This window comes from Bacillus sp. FSL K6-1560, assembly GCF_038592935.1.
In the GTDB taxonomy this organism is placed as follows: domain Bacteria; phylum Bacillota; class Bacilli; order Bacillales; family Bacillaceae; genus Bacillus; species Bacillus subtilis.
This window is the reverse complement of sequence record NZ_CP151946.1, coordinates 158,123-172,494: the sequence shown is the minus strand read 5'-3', so window position 1 is coordinate 172,494 and position 14,372 is coordinate 158,123. Positions and strand designations below refer to the sequence as shown.

The following is a 14,372-nucleotide window of genomic DNA, read 5'->3' as shown; positions in this document are numbered from 1 at the left end:
GTCGGCTGCTAGGATAAATGACCCTTTATTATCGTACATCAACACATCGTTCCTTGCGAACAAAATGCTTGCCCTGCACCAGCACTCGTTTCTCAGCACTCCGTCATAAACAGATTTTAGGCAGGATGCCTCTTTTCATTTGAACCGGCAAGTGGAGAAAAGTTGAATAGTAAATTTTTAATATATTAATAATTTCAATTTTTTAGTATACTTAACATAGTGAACAATTTCACTGCATCAAGAATAGGGGAGGTTTTTCAATGGGAGAGCTTCAAACACAAATGCAATTGCAAACGGATACAATTCACGAAGGGGTTCGAAAAGAGAATTGGTTTGCGAAAGCCATGAATATAAAAGTAGGCATCATACCGCTTCCTGTGTATGCCTTGCTGTTTATATTAATCACTGTTTTTGTTATGCATCACGATGTAAAAAGTGACATTTTGACATCCATTGCCGTCATGGCGTTTTTCGGGTTTACCTTTGCCCAAATCGGCAAATCGATACCGATTGTGCGTTCTATTGGCGGCCCGGCCATCCTAGCTACTTTTATTCCGTCCGCTGTCGTGTACTATCACCTGCTGCCTAATGATATCGTCAAATCCACCACAGAATTTACAGAAAACTCAAACTTTCTATATTTGTTTATCGCCGGTATTGTCGTCGGAAGCATTCTCGGCATGAAAAGAGAAACACTCGTAAAAGCATTCATGAAAATTTTTATTCCGCTTATTGTCGGTTCTGTCACAGCCGCTATTGTCGGACTGGCTGTCGGGACATTGCTCGGACTCGGATTTCAGCATACCCTGCTGTACATTGTCATTCCGATTATGGCTGGAGGAGTCGGAGAAGGCGCTATCCCGCTGTCCATCGGATATTCTGACATCATGCCCATTTCTCAAGGGGAAGCGTTTGCACTTGTTCTGCCATCGATTATGCTAGGCAGCCTGTGCGCGATTATTCTAGCGGGATTGCTGAACAGAATCGGAAAGAAAAAACCGGAATGGACAGGCAACGGCAAAGTGGACCGCTCCGAAGAAGAGTCCCCTGCGCTGGAGGAATCTCAAAGCGGACAGCAAATGTTCAACCTTTCTTTATTTGCGTCAGGCGGTATCCTTGCTGTTTCTTTATACTTAGTCGGCATGCTCGCTCACGATTTTTTCGGTTTTCCGGCACCCGTTGCCATGCTGTTACTGGCTGTTCTCATAAAGCTGTTCAGATTGGTGCCTGCCTCAATTGAAAATGGTGCGTTTGGAGTGTCCCGCTTCTTTTCAACAGCTGTGACCTACCCGCTTCTCTTTGCGATCGGGGTATCCATGACTCCGTGGGACAAGCTTGTCGCCGCTTTTAACCTCAGCAATATTATCACGATTCTGTCTGTCGTTGTGACCATGATGGCCGTTGGCTTCTTCACTGGAAAATGGCTGAACATGTATCCGATTGAAACCGCCATAATCAATGCGTGCCATTCTGGACAAGGCGGTACGGGTGACGTCGCTATTTTAAGCGCCGCTGAGAGGCTTGAGCTAATGCCTTTCGCCCAGGTGTCTACCCGCATCGGGGGTGCAATTACAGTATCCTTAACCTTATTGCTGCTGCACCAGTTTTATTGATACACCTCGGAGCAAGTTCTTCGTCAAACGAAAGAGCTTGCTTTTTTGCATGTCCATATTTTTGCAAGTTCCCATCCCATGCTATAGTAATAGTTGGAAATACTAGATAGAAAGGAATCTGGCATGCCTATGGGAACTCATCTATTTCTCTTTATGCTTCTCGGGCTGGGATTTTATTTGATATCAGCCCTGGCTGCAAAACTCATTCCGGCCATAGACTTCTGGATTGATATTGTTCTATGGGTCGGCGCTGCAGTTTACATCTTCTCTCACCTCTCATTCATGGACGGCATTGTCTCAATCGCGACAATGTTCTACTGCTATTGGACCGCAATGGATCTCATTGTTTCAGAGCGTGCGGAAAAACCTTCGGGAGACTGGCAGGAGATCGAGCTGGCCAGAAACAAAACACGCCTCCTGTCAGACATTACGCTGACCGCCATTGTGTTTGCAGGGGCTGTTATTTTTTTCATCTATGGACCTGACCCAAGCCCCCTCAAATATGTAATCCTTTTCGGCATGATCTCCGGCGGAGGGGCACTGGTGAAGCGTATACTGAATGTTTTCAGCGTAAAGGTTTTTTATTCAGCAGCCTTAGAAAAATTGCATATCAGCTCACACTATGAAACCCGTACATACCCGCTTTCCGATTTGAAGGACATTCAGCTTGAATCAACAGCTGATCTCTTAAAGCTCCATCCGCTTCTGACGATGTATTCATCACGTTTAGATTTGACAACAAGCTTTCAGCAAGTCATTAAACTGTCTCTTCCCGGCGAAACACTGTTTCTGACGGTGAAGGAACCGCAAAAATGGAAAACAATTCTTCAGGAATACACAGATGCAAAAAACAATGTGGACAATGTGATTTCTGTTTTGCCGTTTTATCATAGAAAAAATGTGAAGCGGCTGCTCGGGAAGCTTTATTTTGCCGCCAGCGTAAAAGGGGTATCCGCTTACGCCTTATTGGTGCTCGCGTTATACGCATTACACGCCTCTCCATGGGTCATGGCTGTTGCCGTAATCCTATATTGGGTATTCAACATGTATATGTCAGACCGTGTGTTACGGGCGGCAATGGACGCCAAGCCTTGTCATCATCCGCATGTACAGGCAGCGGCCGATAAGATTTTCCGATCGGCCGGCATTTCCCATGTCCGCATATACGAAACGGAGAGTGATGATTACAACGGAATGGCAGTAGGCATGAATGTCGGGAGGTCAATGGTCATCCTAACAAGCGCCACACTAACACTTCCACAGCGTGTCATCGAAGGCATTCTGGCCCATGAGGCAATTCATATCAAAAAACGTGACGTTCTGTCATCACAGCTTTTGCGTTTTCTATATCTTGGAGCTGTCGTTGGGATTTTCCTCTTGTTTGAGCAGCATATCACCCATCCCGAGGCCCACAAAATTGCGCTTTGGGCTTTCATTATGGCAATCATTATCCTGTTCCAGCTCTATCAATCCTTTTGTTCACAATGGATGGAGGTGCGTGCTGACAACCTTGGCGCATCATTGCTGGAGGGCGGTTACAAACAAATGGCTGAAGCCTTGAGAATCTTGGCGGTTCGGCAGGATGAGGACATACAGAAACAAAGTGCCTACAGCTCTGAAGCAGGTGAAGACGAGCTTCAAATTGATTCTCTCACCCGTGATAAAAGCTGGCTTTTCAGACTGATTGATTTTCAGTTCGCTCCTCATCCCCCTATGTATTGGCGTGTCGGCACTTTATTGTCAAACAAAGGACATGGGGTGCTAAAGCGCTGGCTCAGAGACCGCCTGAAAGAATCAATCACTTTGAAATGAAACCGGTCAGCGTTTCATCCGTATAACAGATATGGTGAAAAAAGGGAGTGAGCAGAAGTGATAGTGATCTTATTGATAATAGCTATTATTGTTTTTCTTTCAGTCATTCAGCCGCAGTCATCGGATAATAAAAGCCGCCAGCAGGCGGACAGCGGGTATTTCGGTTATTCAGACAACGGCTCACACCATGATGGATGCAGCAGTGACGGAGGTTTCAGCGATTCCGGCTGTGGCGGCGGAGGGGGCGGCGATTAAACGCCGCCTTTTTTTACTTCATTGATTCGATGTACGCACCAAAAGCCGAGCCTGACATGCCTGGGGACACGCGCACTCGATGGAGGGCATACATTCCCTGGTCTCTCGAAGCCGCGCCCGGTTCTGTCGTCACGCCCATTTGATAGCCTGTTTTTTCAGCGGCCTTCAGCGTCTCCTCATTGTAGCGCCCTACCGGATAGCTGATGATGGTGGTTTGCTGATGAAACATGTTGTCGAACAGCTTTTTCGAATCCGCCATCTCACTTTGCTGCTGTTGAGGCGTTAATCCGTTCAGCTCAAGGTGGTCAATCGTATGGCTTTCAATCGATATGCCGTGCTGTGCCATTTCCTTCATTTGTTCCTCTGTCAGATGGTGTTTATGTCCGATCGATTTGCCGATCATAAAAATCGTTGCCTTCATCTCGTACTTTTTCAGCACCGGATACGCATCTTGATAATTGTCGGTGTACCCGTCATCAAATGTGATCAGCACGCACTTCTCACTCGGTTTTTTATCCTGCGTCAGCATGAGATATGCCTCTTTCGGCGTTAATGTCTGATAGCCGTTATCATGAAGCCACTTCATATGCGCCTCGAATTCTTTCTTTGGCACACGGAGGCTGTTTCCTGAAGAAATGCTGTGGTACATCAAAATCGGCAGCTTTGCCGGTTTCTCTGTTTTGATCCATGCGGATGTATCGTCTTCTTTTTTCTGAACTTGTACTGCCTTTTTTTCCGGTTTCTTTTGTTCCGCTTTTGGCATCGGCTGCTCTGCATTCGCCTTTTGATCAGCGCAAGCCGCAAGCGCCAAACAGCTGCCCAAAAGAAAGATGCTTAAAAACAATCGTTTCATCGTTCTCCTGCTTTCTGTCTATTTCTTCCTCCTTTTTCATCGGTTTGATTCTGAGATTTTCAATAGCAAAAAACCGGACATCCCCATGTCCGGTTTTTTTGATCTTATCGGATTCTCACTTCTGTCTCACTGTCAAAGAAATGGCCTTTATTCATATCAAATGCGACCGTCAGTTCATCGCCCGATTGAATATCGAGGCGGGCGTCGATCCGCGCAATAAAGTCTTGGTTGTCGATCTGCGAATAAATCATGATTTCAGAACCGAGCAGCTCTGCAACATTGATTTTGGCCTTAATCGAAGAGTTCTTATATGATTCCACGACAATCAATTCATCATGTATATCCTCAGGACGGATGCCGAAGATGACCTCTTTGCCGATGTAGCCTTTTTCACGCAGCACTTTCATTTTTCCTTCCGGGACGGTTAATGCCGCAGAACCGATTTTGATTAAACCATCCGTGAGCTTTCCTTTGAAAAAGTTCATCGCCGGTGATCCGATAAACCCGCCGACAAAGACGTTTTCAGGGAATTCATAAACATCCTTCGGCGTCCCGATCTGCTGAATTTTCCCATCTTTCATGACTACGATCCGTGTCGCCATCGTCAGCGCTTCTGTCTGGTCATGTGTCACATAAATCGTTGTAGTCTGCAGTCTCTGGTGGAGCTTAATGATTTCCGCCCGCATTTGCACCCTCAGCTTCGCGTCCAGGTTTGACAAAGGCTCATCCATCAGGAACACCTTTGCATCCCGCACGATTGCCCGGCCCAGCGCAACACGCTGTCTCTGACCGCCTGACAGCGCTTTCGGTTTACGGTGCAAATATTCCTCAAGCCCGAGAATTTTAGCGGCTTCTTCTACTCTTTTTTTGATTTCAGGCTTTGGCATTTTCCGAAGCTTGAGCCCGAACGCGATATTATCGTAGACCGTCATATGCGGATAGAGCGCGTAGTTCTGAAACACCATCGCGATATCCCTGTCCTTTGGCGCTACATCATTGACCCGTTTTCCTTCAATATAAAAATCGCCTTTCGAAATTTCTTCAAGTCCTGCGACCATTCGCAGCGTCGTTGATTTCCCGCAGCCGGACGGGCCGACGAATACGATAAATTCCTTATCGGCAATATGAAGGTTAAAGTCATCAACCGCCGGTTCCTTTTGATCATAAAATTTATAAATGTGCTCCATCCGCAATTCAGCCATCTAACATCCCCCTTTGTTATTGTAAACGCTTTCTTATATTGAGTGTAACAGCAATTCCCTCTCGCTAAAATGGGCAGCGTTCATAAAATCACCCAGCCATTTTTCGTGCATATTTCCAATTTATTCTGAACTTTCATTTTGCAGGCAGATAAAATAGGCAAGAAGCGCGCCTTTGTACGATTTGATATCTATCCCTGACCGCTCAATAAATTTATCAATCCGATATTGCAGGCTGTTGCGATGCAGATGCAGCTTTTTCGCTGTTAATGTGACGTTTGAGTTGTTTTCAATAAACAGCTTAATGGTCTTCCTTAGCTCAGATTCACTTCCAAATAAAAGCTCAGCTTCTTCAGAGAGCAGTGTTTCCAGTTTTTCTTTTTCTGTTTCTAATAATAGAAAAGGAAAGATCATCTCAAAGGTCACACTCTGCACCTGAGGCAGCCGTTTTTCAGCAAACAGGAAATACGCCTGTTCACGAGTGTAATGTTTTCGCAGACACTCATCCGGCTCGTAAAATCTTCCGGCGTAAAAACGGACACTGAAGTAGAAATCACTTTCAAGAACTTTTGCGAGCGATTCCAGTTCGCCCTTCTTCGCCGCCGCTTCACTTTCCTGCTCGACAATCACGCCTCTGTCCTCATGAATCCACACAATCACAAAAGACACCGGCCAAAAATGGCGAACCGCTTCTGTAAAGGACGTCCTTTCTATTTTGCCGAATAAATGAAAGTGAACAAATCTCGTCCGTTTCTTTATGTACGCCGGCAATTCCCCTCTGGAAAAAAGGAACGAAAACCACTTGTTTTCCTCAGGTGATTTCATAGACAGTTGATTGCCCTCATCCGCAGGCGTCAAAAATGATTGCAGCACCAATACTTCTTTTTCACTGATCTCTGTTTTCGGAATGGAGATATATCTCTGATTGCTCTCATCAAAAAAACATAGACAGCCTTCCCTTATGCAAAGCTCCTCAGACACAATCGAACCGGGATAAATAGCCAGCAGCGATTTCATAGAGTCTCCTCTCTTATGTAAGGATCTGTATATCCAGTATAAGGCGAAACACACATGTTCTCCACTAAAAAAGAGTATATCCGGTATAGATAGACGAGAAACTGCACAGTCACCCACTTACTTTGATCTTTCGGATCTGGCTCTTCCCATTCTTCTCGAGTAAAATGGCAAAGCTCATGATCTACCAGAGCAGCGCGTTGTTCCTCCGGCATCGTCTTCCATGCAGCCTTATTGATAAACACGAAAAGCATGTAAGCTGTCATATGACGCTCGAATGCTGTACATTTTTTCGCCTTACCAGCCCATTTGCTGTTCCCTTCACGAAGATAAAAACCAATTTGCTGTTTAGCGTCTTTTAAATGTGGATGATGTTTATCAATCAAACTTTCGGCCAGCTGCCGAACCTCTTGTGATTCTTCAAAGCCTACAAATGCCATAGTTATTTTCCCCTTTCAATCAATTTCTTTTTGAATATTTCGTCTAATTCAGTTAATGAAAGCTCATACAGCTGCCGTCCGTCAGGCGTTTTAAAATATCCCATTTTAAGAAGCCGCGCTTTAAGCTCGTCCTTTTTTCTTTCATAATAAAGGGCCTTCATTAATTCATTCACACAAGGCCCCCCTTTAACAATTCTCGGGCCATGTAATGAAAATGGTGATAGATATAGTTTCCGGTCGCGCTCGGGTTAATAAAAACGGTTGAAAAATTGTAACGGACTTCAAACGTTTTTAAGCTGCCAAGCAGAGACTGCGGCTTATATTGTGAGCGATATTTTCCGTTCAGTATTTTTTGATACCCTTCCAGGTCTTCCACAAGAAGAGTGAACGGATGCCTGGACGCCCGGATCAATTCATTTTCAAAACGAGAACGGTCTTTAATCGACTGCACCAACTCGTCCACTCCATTTTTCCGTTCAATTGCTGCATTCAAATACATATCACGACTGATTCCAAGTTCATCATTCTTGGGAATCATGGCCGAGTAATCGCCGGTTTTCATTCCTTTGAATTTGATTGCCACTTTCTTTTTACGGAGATAATCAAGAACATGCTGATTCTTCTGCTCCCTCGTATCCACAATAATGATCATGCTGTCGAGAATATTTTTCATTTCAGTATCTGAATAGTTATAGTGAATAATCGTCATGCTTTCTTCCCCTTAAAGTACGACATGGCCCTTTCATAGATTTCTAAAGAGAGCTTGTCCGTTTCTTCATCCTCAAAATTCGCAACGGAGCTGTTCAGATCTCTCCAGCCATTCTTCCAAAATAGAACGAGCAATCTCGCGACTTTGATTGCCGCATCCCAATCATGATTGAACCAGTCGTCTATTTTTGGATTCATTTCTTGATCTATGCCCATAAAGTAATTAATGATTTTGTCAATGGTCTGTTTGACTTTATGATCCTGCATTGAGTATTCACCTTTTAAATACTGGATGAGCCGTTTTTTATAAGACTGAACAAATTCCACAAGTTCTGGATATACATTCTCCGGATTCTCAATATAAAGGCCATCCCCATCCAGTACCAAAGGTGATTCCAAAAAGGCAAGGTCATCACAAATTTGTTTTGGGTGCATTTTCCTCACCTTTGACAAAGAGCTTATTTCCTTTACCTCTTTTGAATTCATAACCATAGGTAGCTACAACATTATAAAAATTTCTTTTGCCTAGTAATAAGCTTTTGACCCACTTTTCATATTCTTGATAAAGTTGTTTAGCCTCAATCTGTTGTTTGGAAATTTTAGAGGAATACTTTTTCAAAAATGTTGATATTAATGATTGTTCATCATTTTCATTCCGAACACTTAGTTGTTTTTCTAAGTCTTCAATGACTTTGTTCAACCTATCAATTTCTCTTTTTTGATTAATATACAATTTATTTTTTTCTGTTAAGGTCAGTTCATCTATTTTCAATATCATACTCATTATTAAGACTCCTTTCATCCGTCCCCGCACAAATTTCCAAACATTAGGGGTTACTGAGTTATCATGGGTTGTCGGTTTTGACATTAAAGCCCTATAAGTAATTAATATATATATATTTATTTTTTTATTTTATTTTTTTCAGTAGACTAAACAGACAGATTCGACAACCCCTAGTAACCCCCAATAAATGTAAAACATCAATAAATCCTTATATATCAATAGTTAAAGCTTCTTTCTATTGATTGAAGTAACCTTATCCGGGTTACCTTTTGAAGTGATTTCAGTAACCCCTTCAGTAACCCTCCCATCATTATTTTTCAAAAAACTTCCTCCGGCGTACTGATTTAATGTTATTCCATGGATAAATGTCTTGTTTTTTGCCCCTTTTGCTTTTTTAAAACCTCGAATTTCTAATTGACGATAAAAGGCACGGTTTTTTAACTCAACGTCATCATTTTCATAACACCAATCCTTATACTCTTTGTAGAGCTCCTTGGCTTCAATCTTTACAGCTGAATGAATAACACACCTTTCATCCAGAAACGGTCCAAGAATGTCCATATCATCCCGATATCCTTCCGTCGCCTTCCTGATCGCTTCAGGTTCTCCCAGACCTTCCTTCTGCCACTTCAAACAGCCTTCAACGGCCCAGCGAAGGATCCCAGGCATTTCCGCAGCCAGTTTCTGCGGCAGTTTCTTGTCTACTTTTTCTTTTGGGATCGTGACAGTAAACGGAATCAACCGGATCCGGCGCCAAATACCCTCATCGCTGCCTTTAACGATCGGTTTATGGTTTGTGGTAAAGAAGACTTTAAATTCCGGCGTAAACTCAAAATACTCCTGTCGCAGGAAACGTGCTGACATCTTTTCACCGCCGGTGATCTGCTTCACCAACGATTCAGACAGCTGCTGCCCTTCTTCACTCTCAACGGCCGACACAAACCGGGCGCCGTCCAGCCGGGCAATATCATTGTTTATGGCACTGTCATTTTTCTTCTTTATGAAGGTGTCGCTGTTGGTCTGGCGGCCATAATCCCCAAACAAGTGCTGAACGGTATTGATAAAAGTTGATTTACCATTCCGGCCATTCCCGAATAGAAAAAACATGACTTGCTCCGTGGTATCCCCGGTCAGTGAATAGCCAATTGCCTTTTGCATGAAATCAATAATTTCATAATTTGGCGCGCCCTGGTCATCTATAAAAATGCTTTCCAAAAAAGCTTTCCAGTTCGGGCAGTCGGCGTCCGGTTGATACGAGATAGGGGATATTTTCGTAAAAAGCAGATCCCGATCATGTGGCAGAAGTTCTCCTGTTTTCAGATCGATAATACCGTTATCGCAATTAAAAAGATAATTGTGGGAATCCAGTTCCTGCTTCCTCACTGAAACCATTGGCCGCACATCTAAAATTGTGTTCATCCTGATGTTGCGACGCTCGCACTTCTTCGCCCAATCGTTCAGCTGCTTTTTTCGGAATTTGTCTTCCGTGGCTTTTGCTTCTCCATACAACGCCCGTAATGTTTTGGCGGTGATAGCTTCAATTTTTCGTTTGCTGTCTTCTTCCCATCTCTTCCCGTTCCAGATCAGCCAGTCAAGCTCGTTACAATATCGAATATTTTTTCCGTGGTAGTAGACAATCCGTTCAGCATTGCCGAGCTCCGTCAAATGAAAAACCGGCGGGGTGTCAATGATCTCTTCCGTATCCTCAACTTGAGAATTATCGGGATGGGAAATATACACTTCATACGGCTGTTCCTGCTGCTCTTCCATCAAATCAGAAATTGTCGTATGGGTAGAATAAACGGCTGCAGCAATGGTCATTTCTCCATATGTAGAGCCGTCAGATGAATGCTGTCGATCCCATTTCTCCCGAAACAACCCTGACTCCCGAAACATCGAATCCATTTTTGTGGGATCCTTATCCGTCCAGAATGCCAGGTGATTACATAAAGCCATATCTGTGGCGGAGTGATCATCATTTATCAGATGACCGTTAAACAGATCCTGAATGCTCTTCCCGTTCTTGCTGTTGAACATCCTTTCCCATATCTCCTTATTGGAGAGATTGCTCATATCACGGGATGAAGCAGCAGGCGGGTTGGACGGTTTCGATTCTTCTTTTTTGTCCTTCAAATATTTATCGAACAGCTCTTTGAGCTCGTCCGTTCGTTCTTCAACTGCCCCGATCCCAAGGCTGTTGCCGGTAAAGGTAAAATAGCGGCCATGGCGGTATACTTCCAGCCCGAGTTCCGGATTTTTTCTCCCTGTGCCCGGCCCGCGCAATGGGATCTTACCTTTTGTAATAATATGGACGCCCTTGCCGCTGGGCGAATATTCGGTGTAGCTGCCAATCGCCTGAACAATTTCCTCAGCGAACGGGGACAAGACACCATCCTCCACACAATGATCTATGTCTATGCCGATGAACGGATCATCTTTTGAAAACATGAAGCCGATCCCGTCATAATCTCGATCGTTATAAAATTTCAAAACGGTCGGGAACGTCGACCAGGTTCTTTTATTACTGGATTGAGCCATGCTGCCGTCAATCTGGTATGGCACTTTTGTTTGCTTACCGTCACGTTCTTCGGAACGCCATAAAATCCACTGAGGGGCGTTTTTTAGCTCTTGCGGTATGTTCTTAAATTCGTACATGTGATAACTCCCCTTTAAAAACGAGGGAGCTATACACTCCCTCAAATGTGTTTTTTATGATCAAAACGGTACATCATCGTCACTGATATTAATCGGTTCGGCTTCCGGCGCTGGCGCCTCAGACGGCTTAAACGCTTTGACTTCCGGATATTTTTTGCCGTTGTGCTCTCGTTCTCCGACAACCAGGCGAACCGGTTTATTCAGGAACGCGTTAGCCCATTCGATATGATCCTTAAATTGCATTCCGTTTGGAAAACCCGCGGCCTTTGATGCTTGGTGAAATCTCCACATTGCATTTTCCGTAACGGTGAAATTGTCGTATAGGATTTTCTGGCCCTGACATGGTTGCTCAACGTCAGAACGGATTTCATAGTCTACGACAAGGCGCTTATTTCCGGATGAAGCTGCTGTTTTCTCCTCGAAATTGATAACTGTGGCCTCATATTCTCCTGGTTTAATCGGTTCAAAAGCTTCACCTTTGCTGTGGTCTACTGTAAACATTATTTTTCCTCCTTAGTCTTTAAATCTTGTAATCTATCAAGTGCGGCAGATGCCAGCTTAATAGTCCATTGTTCAAGTTTTTTATTTGCTTTGATCTGAAATTCTTCAATCATCTGCGCAGCTGTTTCGTTGCCAGCGACGATTGTTTTAATTTCATCAATCAAACGGATACGTTCGGCTTCTTCCTCTGCTTTCACGTCAATACCGAGCTCAAGCCACTGATAAAGTTTGCGGCCGACTTCCGGGTTTAGCTTGATTGAAGATCCTTCAAACATTCGCGTATTGTCTTTTGAGGTCTCAGCCATATGATCAATGTCAATATTAAAGTTGAGCATAAACTCGTATTCCATTTCATCTTTCTGTACAGGTTTTGTCCCAACCTTACGAGGAGCCATTTTACCGTTATTATCAGGCTCCACTACATACTCCGTTTTTGTTCTCAATGTCGCTAAGATGTGAACATCATTTTGCGTTAACGTCTTAATGAGCTTGGTTGTTTCCGGCGCAAGCTTGCCCCAGTTTTGAAAAGAGTTACCGGACATGCTGCCATGTGTTTCAACTATTCCGCCTTCACCCTGCCAGTTGTGTGAGAGTGAATCAATTACGACAACCTCAGCACCGGCGTTCTTAATCGCTTCTACAGCCATTTGATAACGCTCAGTTGTATACGGCGGTGTAAAATCAATATGCTTAAAGCTACCGATGCGAATTTCATCAAACTGTAAATTAGCGTACAGTTTTGCGCGTCGGTGCTCAGTATCAACGACACCGATCTTTGACCAGATTACCTCGTCGCTTACTTCTGGGTATGCTTCACGCATCATTCCGTAAGCTACCAGCAGGGCGCCGGCTGTTTTACCGGAACCACTTGGACCGATAAATCCCACAATTGCTTTTTCCTTTTGACGCTGCGCGTCTGTTACTTGAAACATCCCTTACACCTCCACTTTGAAGCTGACTGTTTCTGGCTGCACTTCTACGCCGGGGACAGCTTGTCCATTTGAATCAATTACGATCGGTTTACCTTCAATCTCAGTGACAGTCAATGTCTTCTTAAGATCACCCCATGCCACAGACTCTTTTATAAATTCAGTCATGCCAGCATCTTTCACATGATGCAGAAGTTTTTCCTTGTCCACTTCTTTAGGCGCTGCTTTTGTTGTCCGGCTTTTTGATTTCCCATAAGGTGTGGAAAGTGTTTTTGCCTTCGGGTCTTCCTGCAGTTGCTTTGTATGATAGACACTCACCAAGTTTTCAAAGAATGAAAGACTGTCAGCTAAAGGCTTAAGCTCCTGCCTTTCCCATTCTTCAATACGTTGCTTTTCTGTGGCCGCCAGCGCTTTGATTTCCTTTTCCTGCGACTTAAGAGCAGCTATTTTCCGGAAAGCCCAGTTCAGGCTGTTCATATCAGTGATTTCAAACTGTGGACGGTCCCCCGGCAGTTCGCCGTTGTTAATTTCATTTAATTCAAAATCCTGCAATGGATTCATATCAGACACCTTCCTCTATTTGATTTTGTTGAGAATTCCATTTAAAATGGAGTTGCTTGTTTGTTTTTAGTCCACATAGCCGTGTGGGCTTTTTTATTGGTCTTCTTCATCGGTATCCTCTTCCCGACCCCGTTCATACTGCAGATACTCTTTTGGGTAACCATAACGGTTAATTTCTGTTATGATTGGATGCTCAAGATTCATATACAGGCCTCTTTACGATTGAGACATTAAGACCTTTGCTTAGAAACTGACTTGCAATTTCATGTAGCTGAACGACTTGTTCAGGATGATGCATCTGTTTGATTTCCTTGAACATTTCAGCAGCTGACAAACAGAGATCAATACATTCATCGAAATTGTTGTCCTCTATTTCATCTGGAAGCAATTCGTTCAGCAGAAACTGTGCGGATGCCAATTTACGTTTAGCTTTTTCCTTATCTGATTTAAGAAAATGATTTAAGTTCATGTTTGAGCTCCTTTCTTTTTAGAAAGAAAATACCGTTAGGATTTGACCCGTATTTTCTTCTAAAAGTTTGATTCCCTTTTCGCTGAATCTCATGTCGAGACATCAAAGGTGTGGTAGCCGCGGTATATGGATCCCAACCTTTATTAGTCACCCGGTTTTGTAGATTTGTATAACTGACACCGTTCGATTCAGCTAACCTGACAAGATCTTCTGAGAATTTACGGCGCTTGGTTCTTGGGGAGAGTTCACACATTCTTTTCATATGTTCGTTTTGATCTATTTTTGGTGTTGTAGCCGCCTTTTCGCTATCCCATCCCATCTTCACTCTTCCATAGAAGACAGATCTCGAGACGCCATTTTCTTCAGCAAACTTTCCCCATTTACTCCATTCCACTCTGAATTTATCCCGGTCTTGGAACTGAACCGGTTCGGTTAATGCTCGCTGTTTGCTCCAACCTTTCCTACGTATTCGCCAGATGAGTGTGTCCTTACATATCCCGTTTGCCTCAGCTTGTGCAAACTCTTCTGGTGTAATATAGAAATCATATGGGTGAAACATTATCGATCCTCCTTTTTTGG

General features: G+C 43.7%; 17 protein-coding genes. 3 read left to right on the top strand and 14 right to left on the bottom strand.

Annotation, left to right across the window (positions count from 1 at the left end):
• The first annotated feature begins 260 nt into the window (after window positions 1-260).
• The 3 genes from cimH to NYE22_RS01015 all read left to right on the top strand — a co-directional run bounded on the left by cimH (window position 261) and on the right by NYE22_RS01015 (window position 3,680).
• A complete protein-coding gene (cimH, locus tag NYE22_RS01025; protein WP_015714950.1) occupies window positions 261-1,613 on the top strand; it encodes a citrate/malate transporter CimH in 1,353 nt (450 codons plus the stop codon).
• A gap of 123 nt (window positions 1,614-1,736) precedes the next feature.
• Window positions 1,737-3,425 (top strand): M56 family metallopeptidase, encoded by a 1,689-nt coding sequence (locus tag NYE22_RS01020; protein WP_342412232.1) that lies wholly within the window; start codon window positions 1,737-1,739, stop codon window positions 3,423-3,425.
• A 57-nt stretch (window positions 3,426-3,482) separates the two neighbouring features.
• The gene (locus tag NYE22_RS01015; protein ID WP_033882860.1) at window positions 3,483-3,680 is read left to right on the top strand and encodes a hypothetical protein; all 198 of its coding nucleotides are present in this window, start codon (window positions 3,483-3,485) and stop codon (window positions 3,678-3,680) included.
• Between the two features lie 13 nt (window positions 3,681-3,693).
• Here the strand turns inward: NYE22_RS01015 and NYE22_RS01010 are convergent, their stop codons facing one another.
• The 14 genes from NYE22_RS01010 to NYE22_RS00945 all read right to left on the bottom strand — a co-directional run bounded on the left by NYE22_RS01010 (window position 3,694) and on the right by NYE22_RS00945 (window position 14,352).
• On the bottom strand, window positions 3,694-4,533 hold the full coding sequence (locus NYE22_RS01010) for a polysaccharide deacetylase family protein (protein WP_033882859.1): 840 nt from the start codon (window positions 4,531-4,533) through the stop codon (window positions 3,694-3,696).
• Window positions 4,534-4,637: 104 nt separating this feature from the next.
• Entirely contained in the window at window positions 4,638-5,735 is a 1,098-nt protein-coding gene (msmX, locus tag NYE22_RS01005) for a maltodextrin ABC transporter ATP-binding protein MsmX (RefSeq protein ID WP_003242648.1), read from the bottom strand.
• Between the two features lie 120 nt (window positions 5,736-5,855).
• Window positions 5,856-6,749, bottom strand: a complete 894-nt coding sequence (locus NYE22_RS01000; RefSeq protein ID WP_046664013.1) for a PucR family transcriptional regulator — start codon at window positions 6,747-6,749, stop codon at window positions 5,856-5,858.
• Window positions 6,746-7,186 (bottom strand): putative metallopeptidase, encoded by a 441-nt coding sequence (locus NYE22_RS00995; protein WP_342412231.1) that lies wholly within the window; start codon window positions 7,184-7,186, stop codon window positions 6,746-6,748. Before NYE22_RS00995 ends, NYE22_RS01000 begins: the two co-directional genes overlap by 4 nt.
• Before the next feature lie 2 nt (window positions 7,187-7,188).
• On the bottom strand, window positions 7,189-7,359 hold the full coding sequence (locus tag NYE22_RS00990) for a Fur-regulated basic protein FbpA (RefSeq protein ID WP_017695850.1): 171 nt from the start codon (window positions 7,357-7,359) through the stop codon (window positions 7,189-7,191).
• Window positions 7,356-7,895, bottom strand: a complete 540-nt coding sequence (locus tag NYE22_RS00985) for an ERCC4 domain-containing protein (protein WP_342412230.1) — start codon at window positions 7,893-7,895, stop codon at window positions 7,356-7,358. The genes NYE22_RS00990 and NYE22_RS00985 overlap by 4 nt, the downstream gene beginning before the upstream one ends.
• Window positions 7,892-8,329 carry a hypothetical protein gene (locus NYE22_RS00980; RefSeq protein WP_108029295.1) on the bottom strand — a complete coding sequence of 146 codons (438 nt, stop codon included), beginning with the start codon at window positions 8,327-8,329 and terminating at the stop codon, window positions 7,892-7,894. The genes NYE22_RS00985 and NYE22_RS00980 overlap by 4 nt, the downstream gene beginning before the upstream one ends.
• Window positions 8,307-8,678 (bottom strand): hypothetical protein, encoded by a 372-nt coding sequence (locus NYE22_RS00975; protein WP_108029294.1) that lies wholly within the window; start codon window positions 8,676-8,678, stop codon window positions 8,307-8,309. Before NYE22_RS00975 ends, NYE22_RS00980 begins: the two co-directional genes overlap by 23 nt.
• Window positions 8,679-8,900: 222 nt before the next feature.
• Window positions 8,901-11,333, bottom strand: coding sequence for a phage/plasmid primase, P4 family (locus NYE22_RS00970; protein ID WP_159376599.1), 2,433 nt, complete (start codon window positions 11,331-11,333; stop codon window positions 8,901-8,903).
• Between the two features lie 60 nt (window positions 11,334-11,393).
• The gene (locus tag NYE22_RS00965) at window positions 11,394-11,834 is read right to left on the bottom strand and encodes a DUF669 domain-containing protein (RefSeq protein WP_017695845.1); all 441 of its coding nucleotides are present in this window, start codon (window positions 11,832-11,834) and stop codon (window positions 11,394-11,396) included.
• Window positions 11,834-12,766, bottom strand: a complete 933-nt coding sequence (locus NYE22_RS00960) for an AAA family ATPase (protein ID WP_017695844.1) — start codon at window positions 12,764-12,766, stop codon at window positions 11,834-11,836. The genes NYE22_RS00965 and NYE22_RS00960 overlap by 1 nt, the downstream gene beginning before the upstream one ends.
• 3 nt (window positions 12,767-12,769) lie before the next feature.
• Window positions 12,770-13,324 carry a host-nuclease inhibitor Gam family protein gene (locus NYE22_RS00955; protein WP_017695843.1) on the bottom strand — a complete coding sequence of 185 codons (555 nt, stop codon included), beginning with the start codon at window positions 13,322-13,324 and terminating at the stop codon, window positions 12,770-12,772.
• A 193-nt stretch (window positions 13,325-13,517) separates the two neighbouring features.
• Window positions 13,518-13,793 (bottom strand): YqaH family protein, encoded by a 276-nt coding sequence (locus tag NYE22_RS00950; RefSeq protein ID WP_017695841.1) that lies wholly within the window; start codon window positions 13,791-13,793, stop codon window positions 13,518-13,520.
• Window positions 13,771-14,352: a hypothetical protein gene (locus tag NYE22_RS00945; protein WP_017695840.1), complete on the bottom strand. Its 582-nt coding sequence runs from the start codon at window positions 14,350-14,352 to the stop codon at window positions 13,771-13,773. Before NYE22_RS00945 ends, NYE22_RS00950 begins: the two co-directional genes overlap by 23 nt.
• Window positions 14,353-14,372: the final 20 nt, after the last annotated feature.

What these genes read in the sequence shown, in the direction of transcription:
- cimH (WP_015714950.1), top strand. Translation starts at nt 261, where the DNA reads ATGGGAGAGCTTCAAACACAAATGCAATTGCAAACGGATACAATTCAC.
- msmX (WP_003242648.1), bottom strand. Translation starts at nt 5,735, where the DNA reads ATGGCTGAATTGCGGATGGAGCACATTTATAAATTTTATGATCAAAAG.
- NYE22_RS00965 (WP_017695845.1), bottom strand. Translation starts at nt 11,834, where the DNA reads ATGTTTACAGTAGACCACAGCAAAGGTGAAGCTTTTGAACCGATTAAA.
- NYE22_RS00950 (WP_017695841.1), bottom strand. Translation starts at nt 13,793, where the DNA reads ATGAACTTAAATCATTTTCTTAAATCAGATAAGGAAAAAGCTAAACGT.
- NYE22_RS00975 (WP_108029294.1), bottom strand. Translation starts at nt 8,678, where the DNA reads ATGAGTATGATATTGAAAATAGATGAACTGACCTTAACAGAAAAAAAT.
- NYE22_RS00945 (WP_017695840.1), bottom strand. Translation starts at nt 14,352, where the DNA reads ATGTTTCACCCATATGATTTCTATATTACACCAGAAGAGTTTGCACAA.
- NYE22_RS00985 (WP_342412230.1), bottom strand. Translation starts at nt 7,895, where the DNA reads ATGACGATTATTCACTATAACTATTCAGATACTGAAATGAAAAATATT.
- NYE22_RS01000 (WP_046664013.1), bottom strand. Translation starts at nt 6,749, where the DNA reads ATGAAATCGCTGCTGGCTATTTATCCCGGTTCGATTGTGTCTGAGGAG.
- NYE22_RS00995 (WP_342412231.1), bottom strand. Translation starts at nt 7,186, where the DNA reads ATGGCATTTGTAGGCTTTGAAGAATCACAAGAGGTTCGGCAGCTGGCC.
- NYE22_RS00960 (WP_017695844.1), bottom strand. Translation starts at nt 12,766, where the DNA reads ATGTTTCAAGTAACAGACGCGCAGCGTCAAAAGGAAAAAGCAATTGTG.
- NYE22_RS00955 (WP_017695843.1), bottom strand. Translation starts at nt 13,324, where the DNA reads ATGAATCCATTGCAGGATTTTGAATTAAATGAAATTAACAACGGCGAA.
- NYE22_RS00980 (WP_108029295.1), bottom strand. Translation starts at nt 8,329, where the DNA reads ATGCACCCAAAACAAATTTGTGATGACCTTGCCTTTTTGGAATCACCT.
- NYE22_RS00970 (WP_159376599.1), bottom strand. Translation starts at nt 11,333, where the DNA reads ATGTACGAATTTAAGAACATACCGCAAGAGCTAAAAAACGCCCCTCAG.
- NYE22_RS01010 (WP_033882859.1), bottom strand. Translation starts at nt 4,533, where the DNA reads ATGAAACGATTGTTTTTAAGCATCTTTCTTTTGGGCAGCTGTTTGGCG.
- NYE22_RS01020 (WP_342412232.1), top strand. Translation starts at nt 1,737, where the DNA reads ATGCCTATGGGAACTCATCTATTTCTCTTTATGCTTCTCGGGCTGGGA.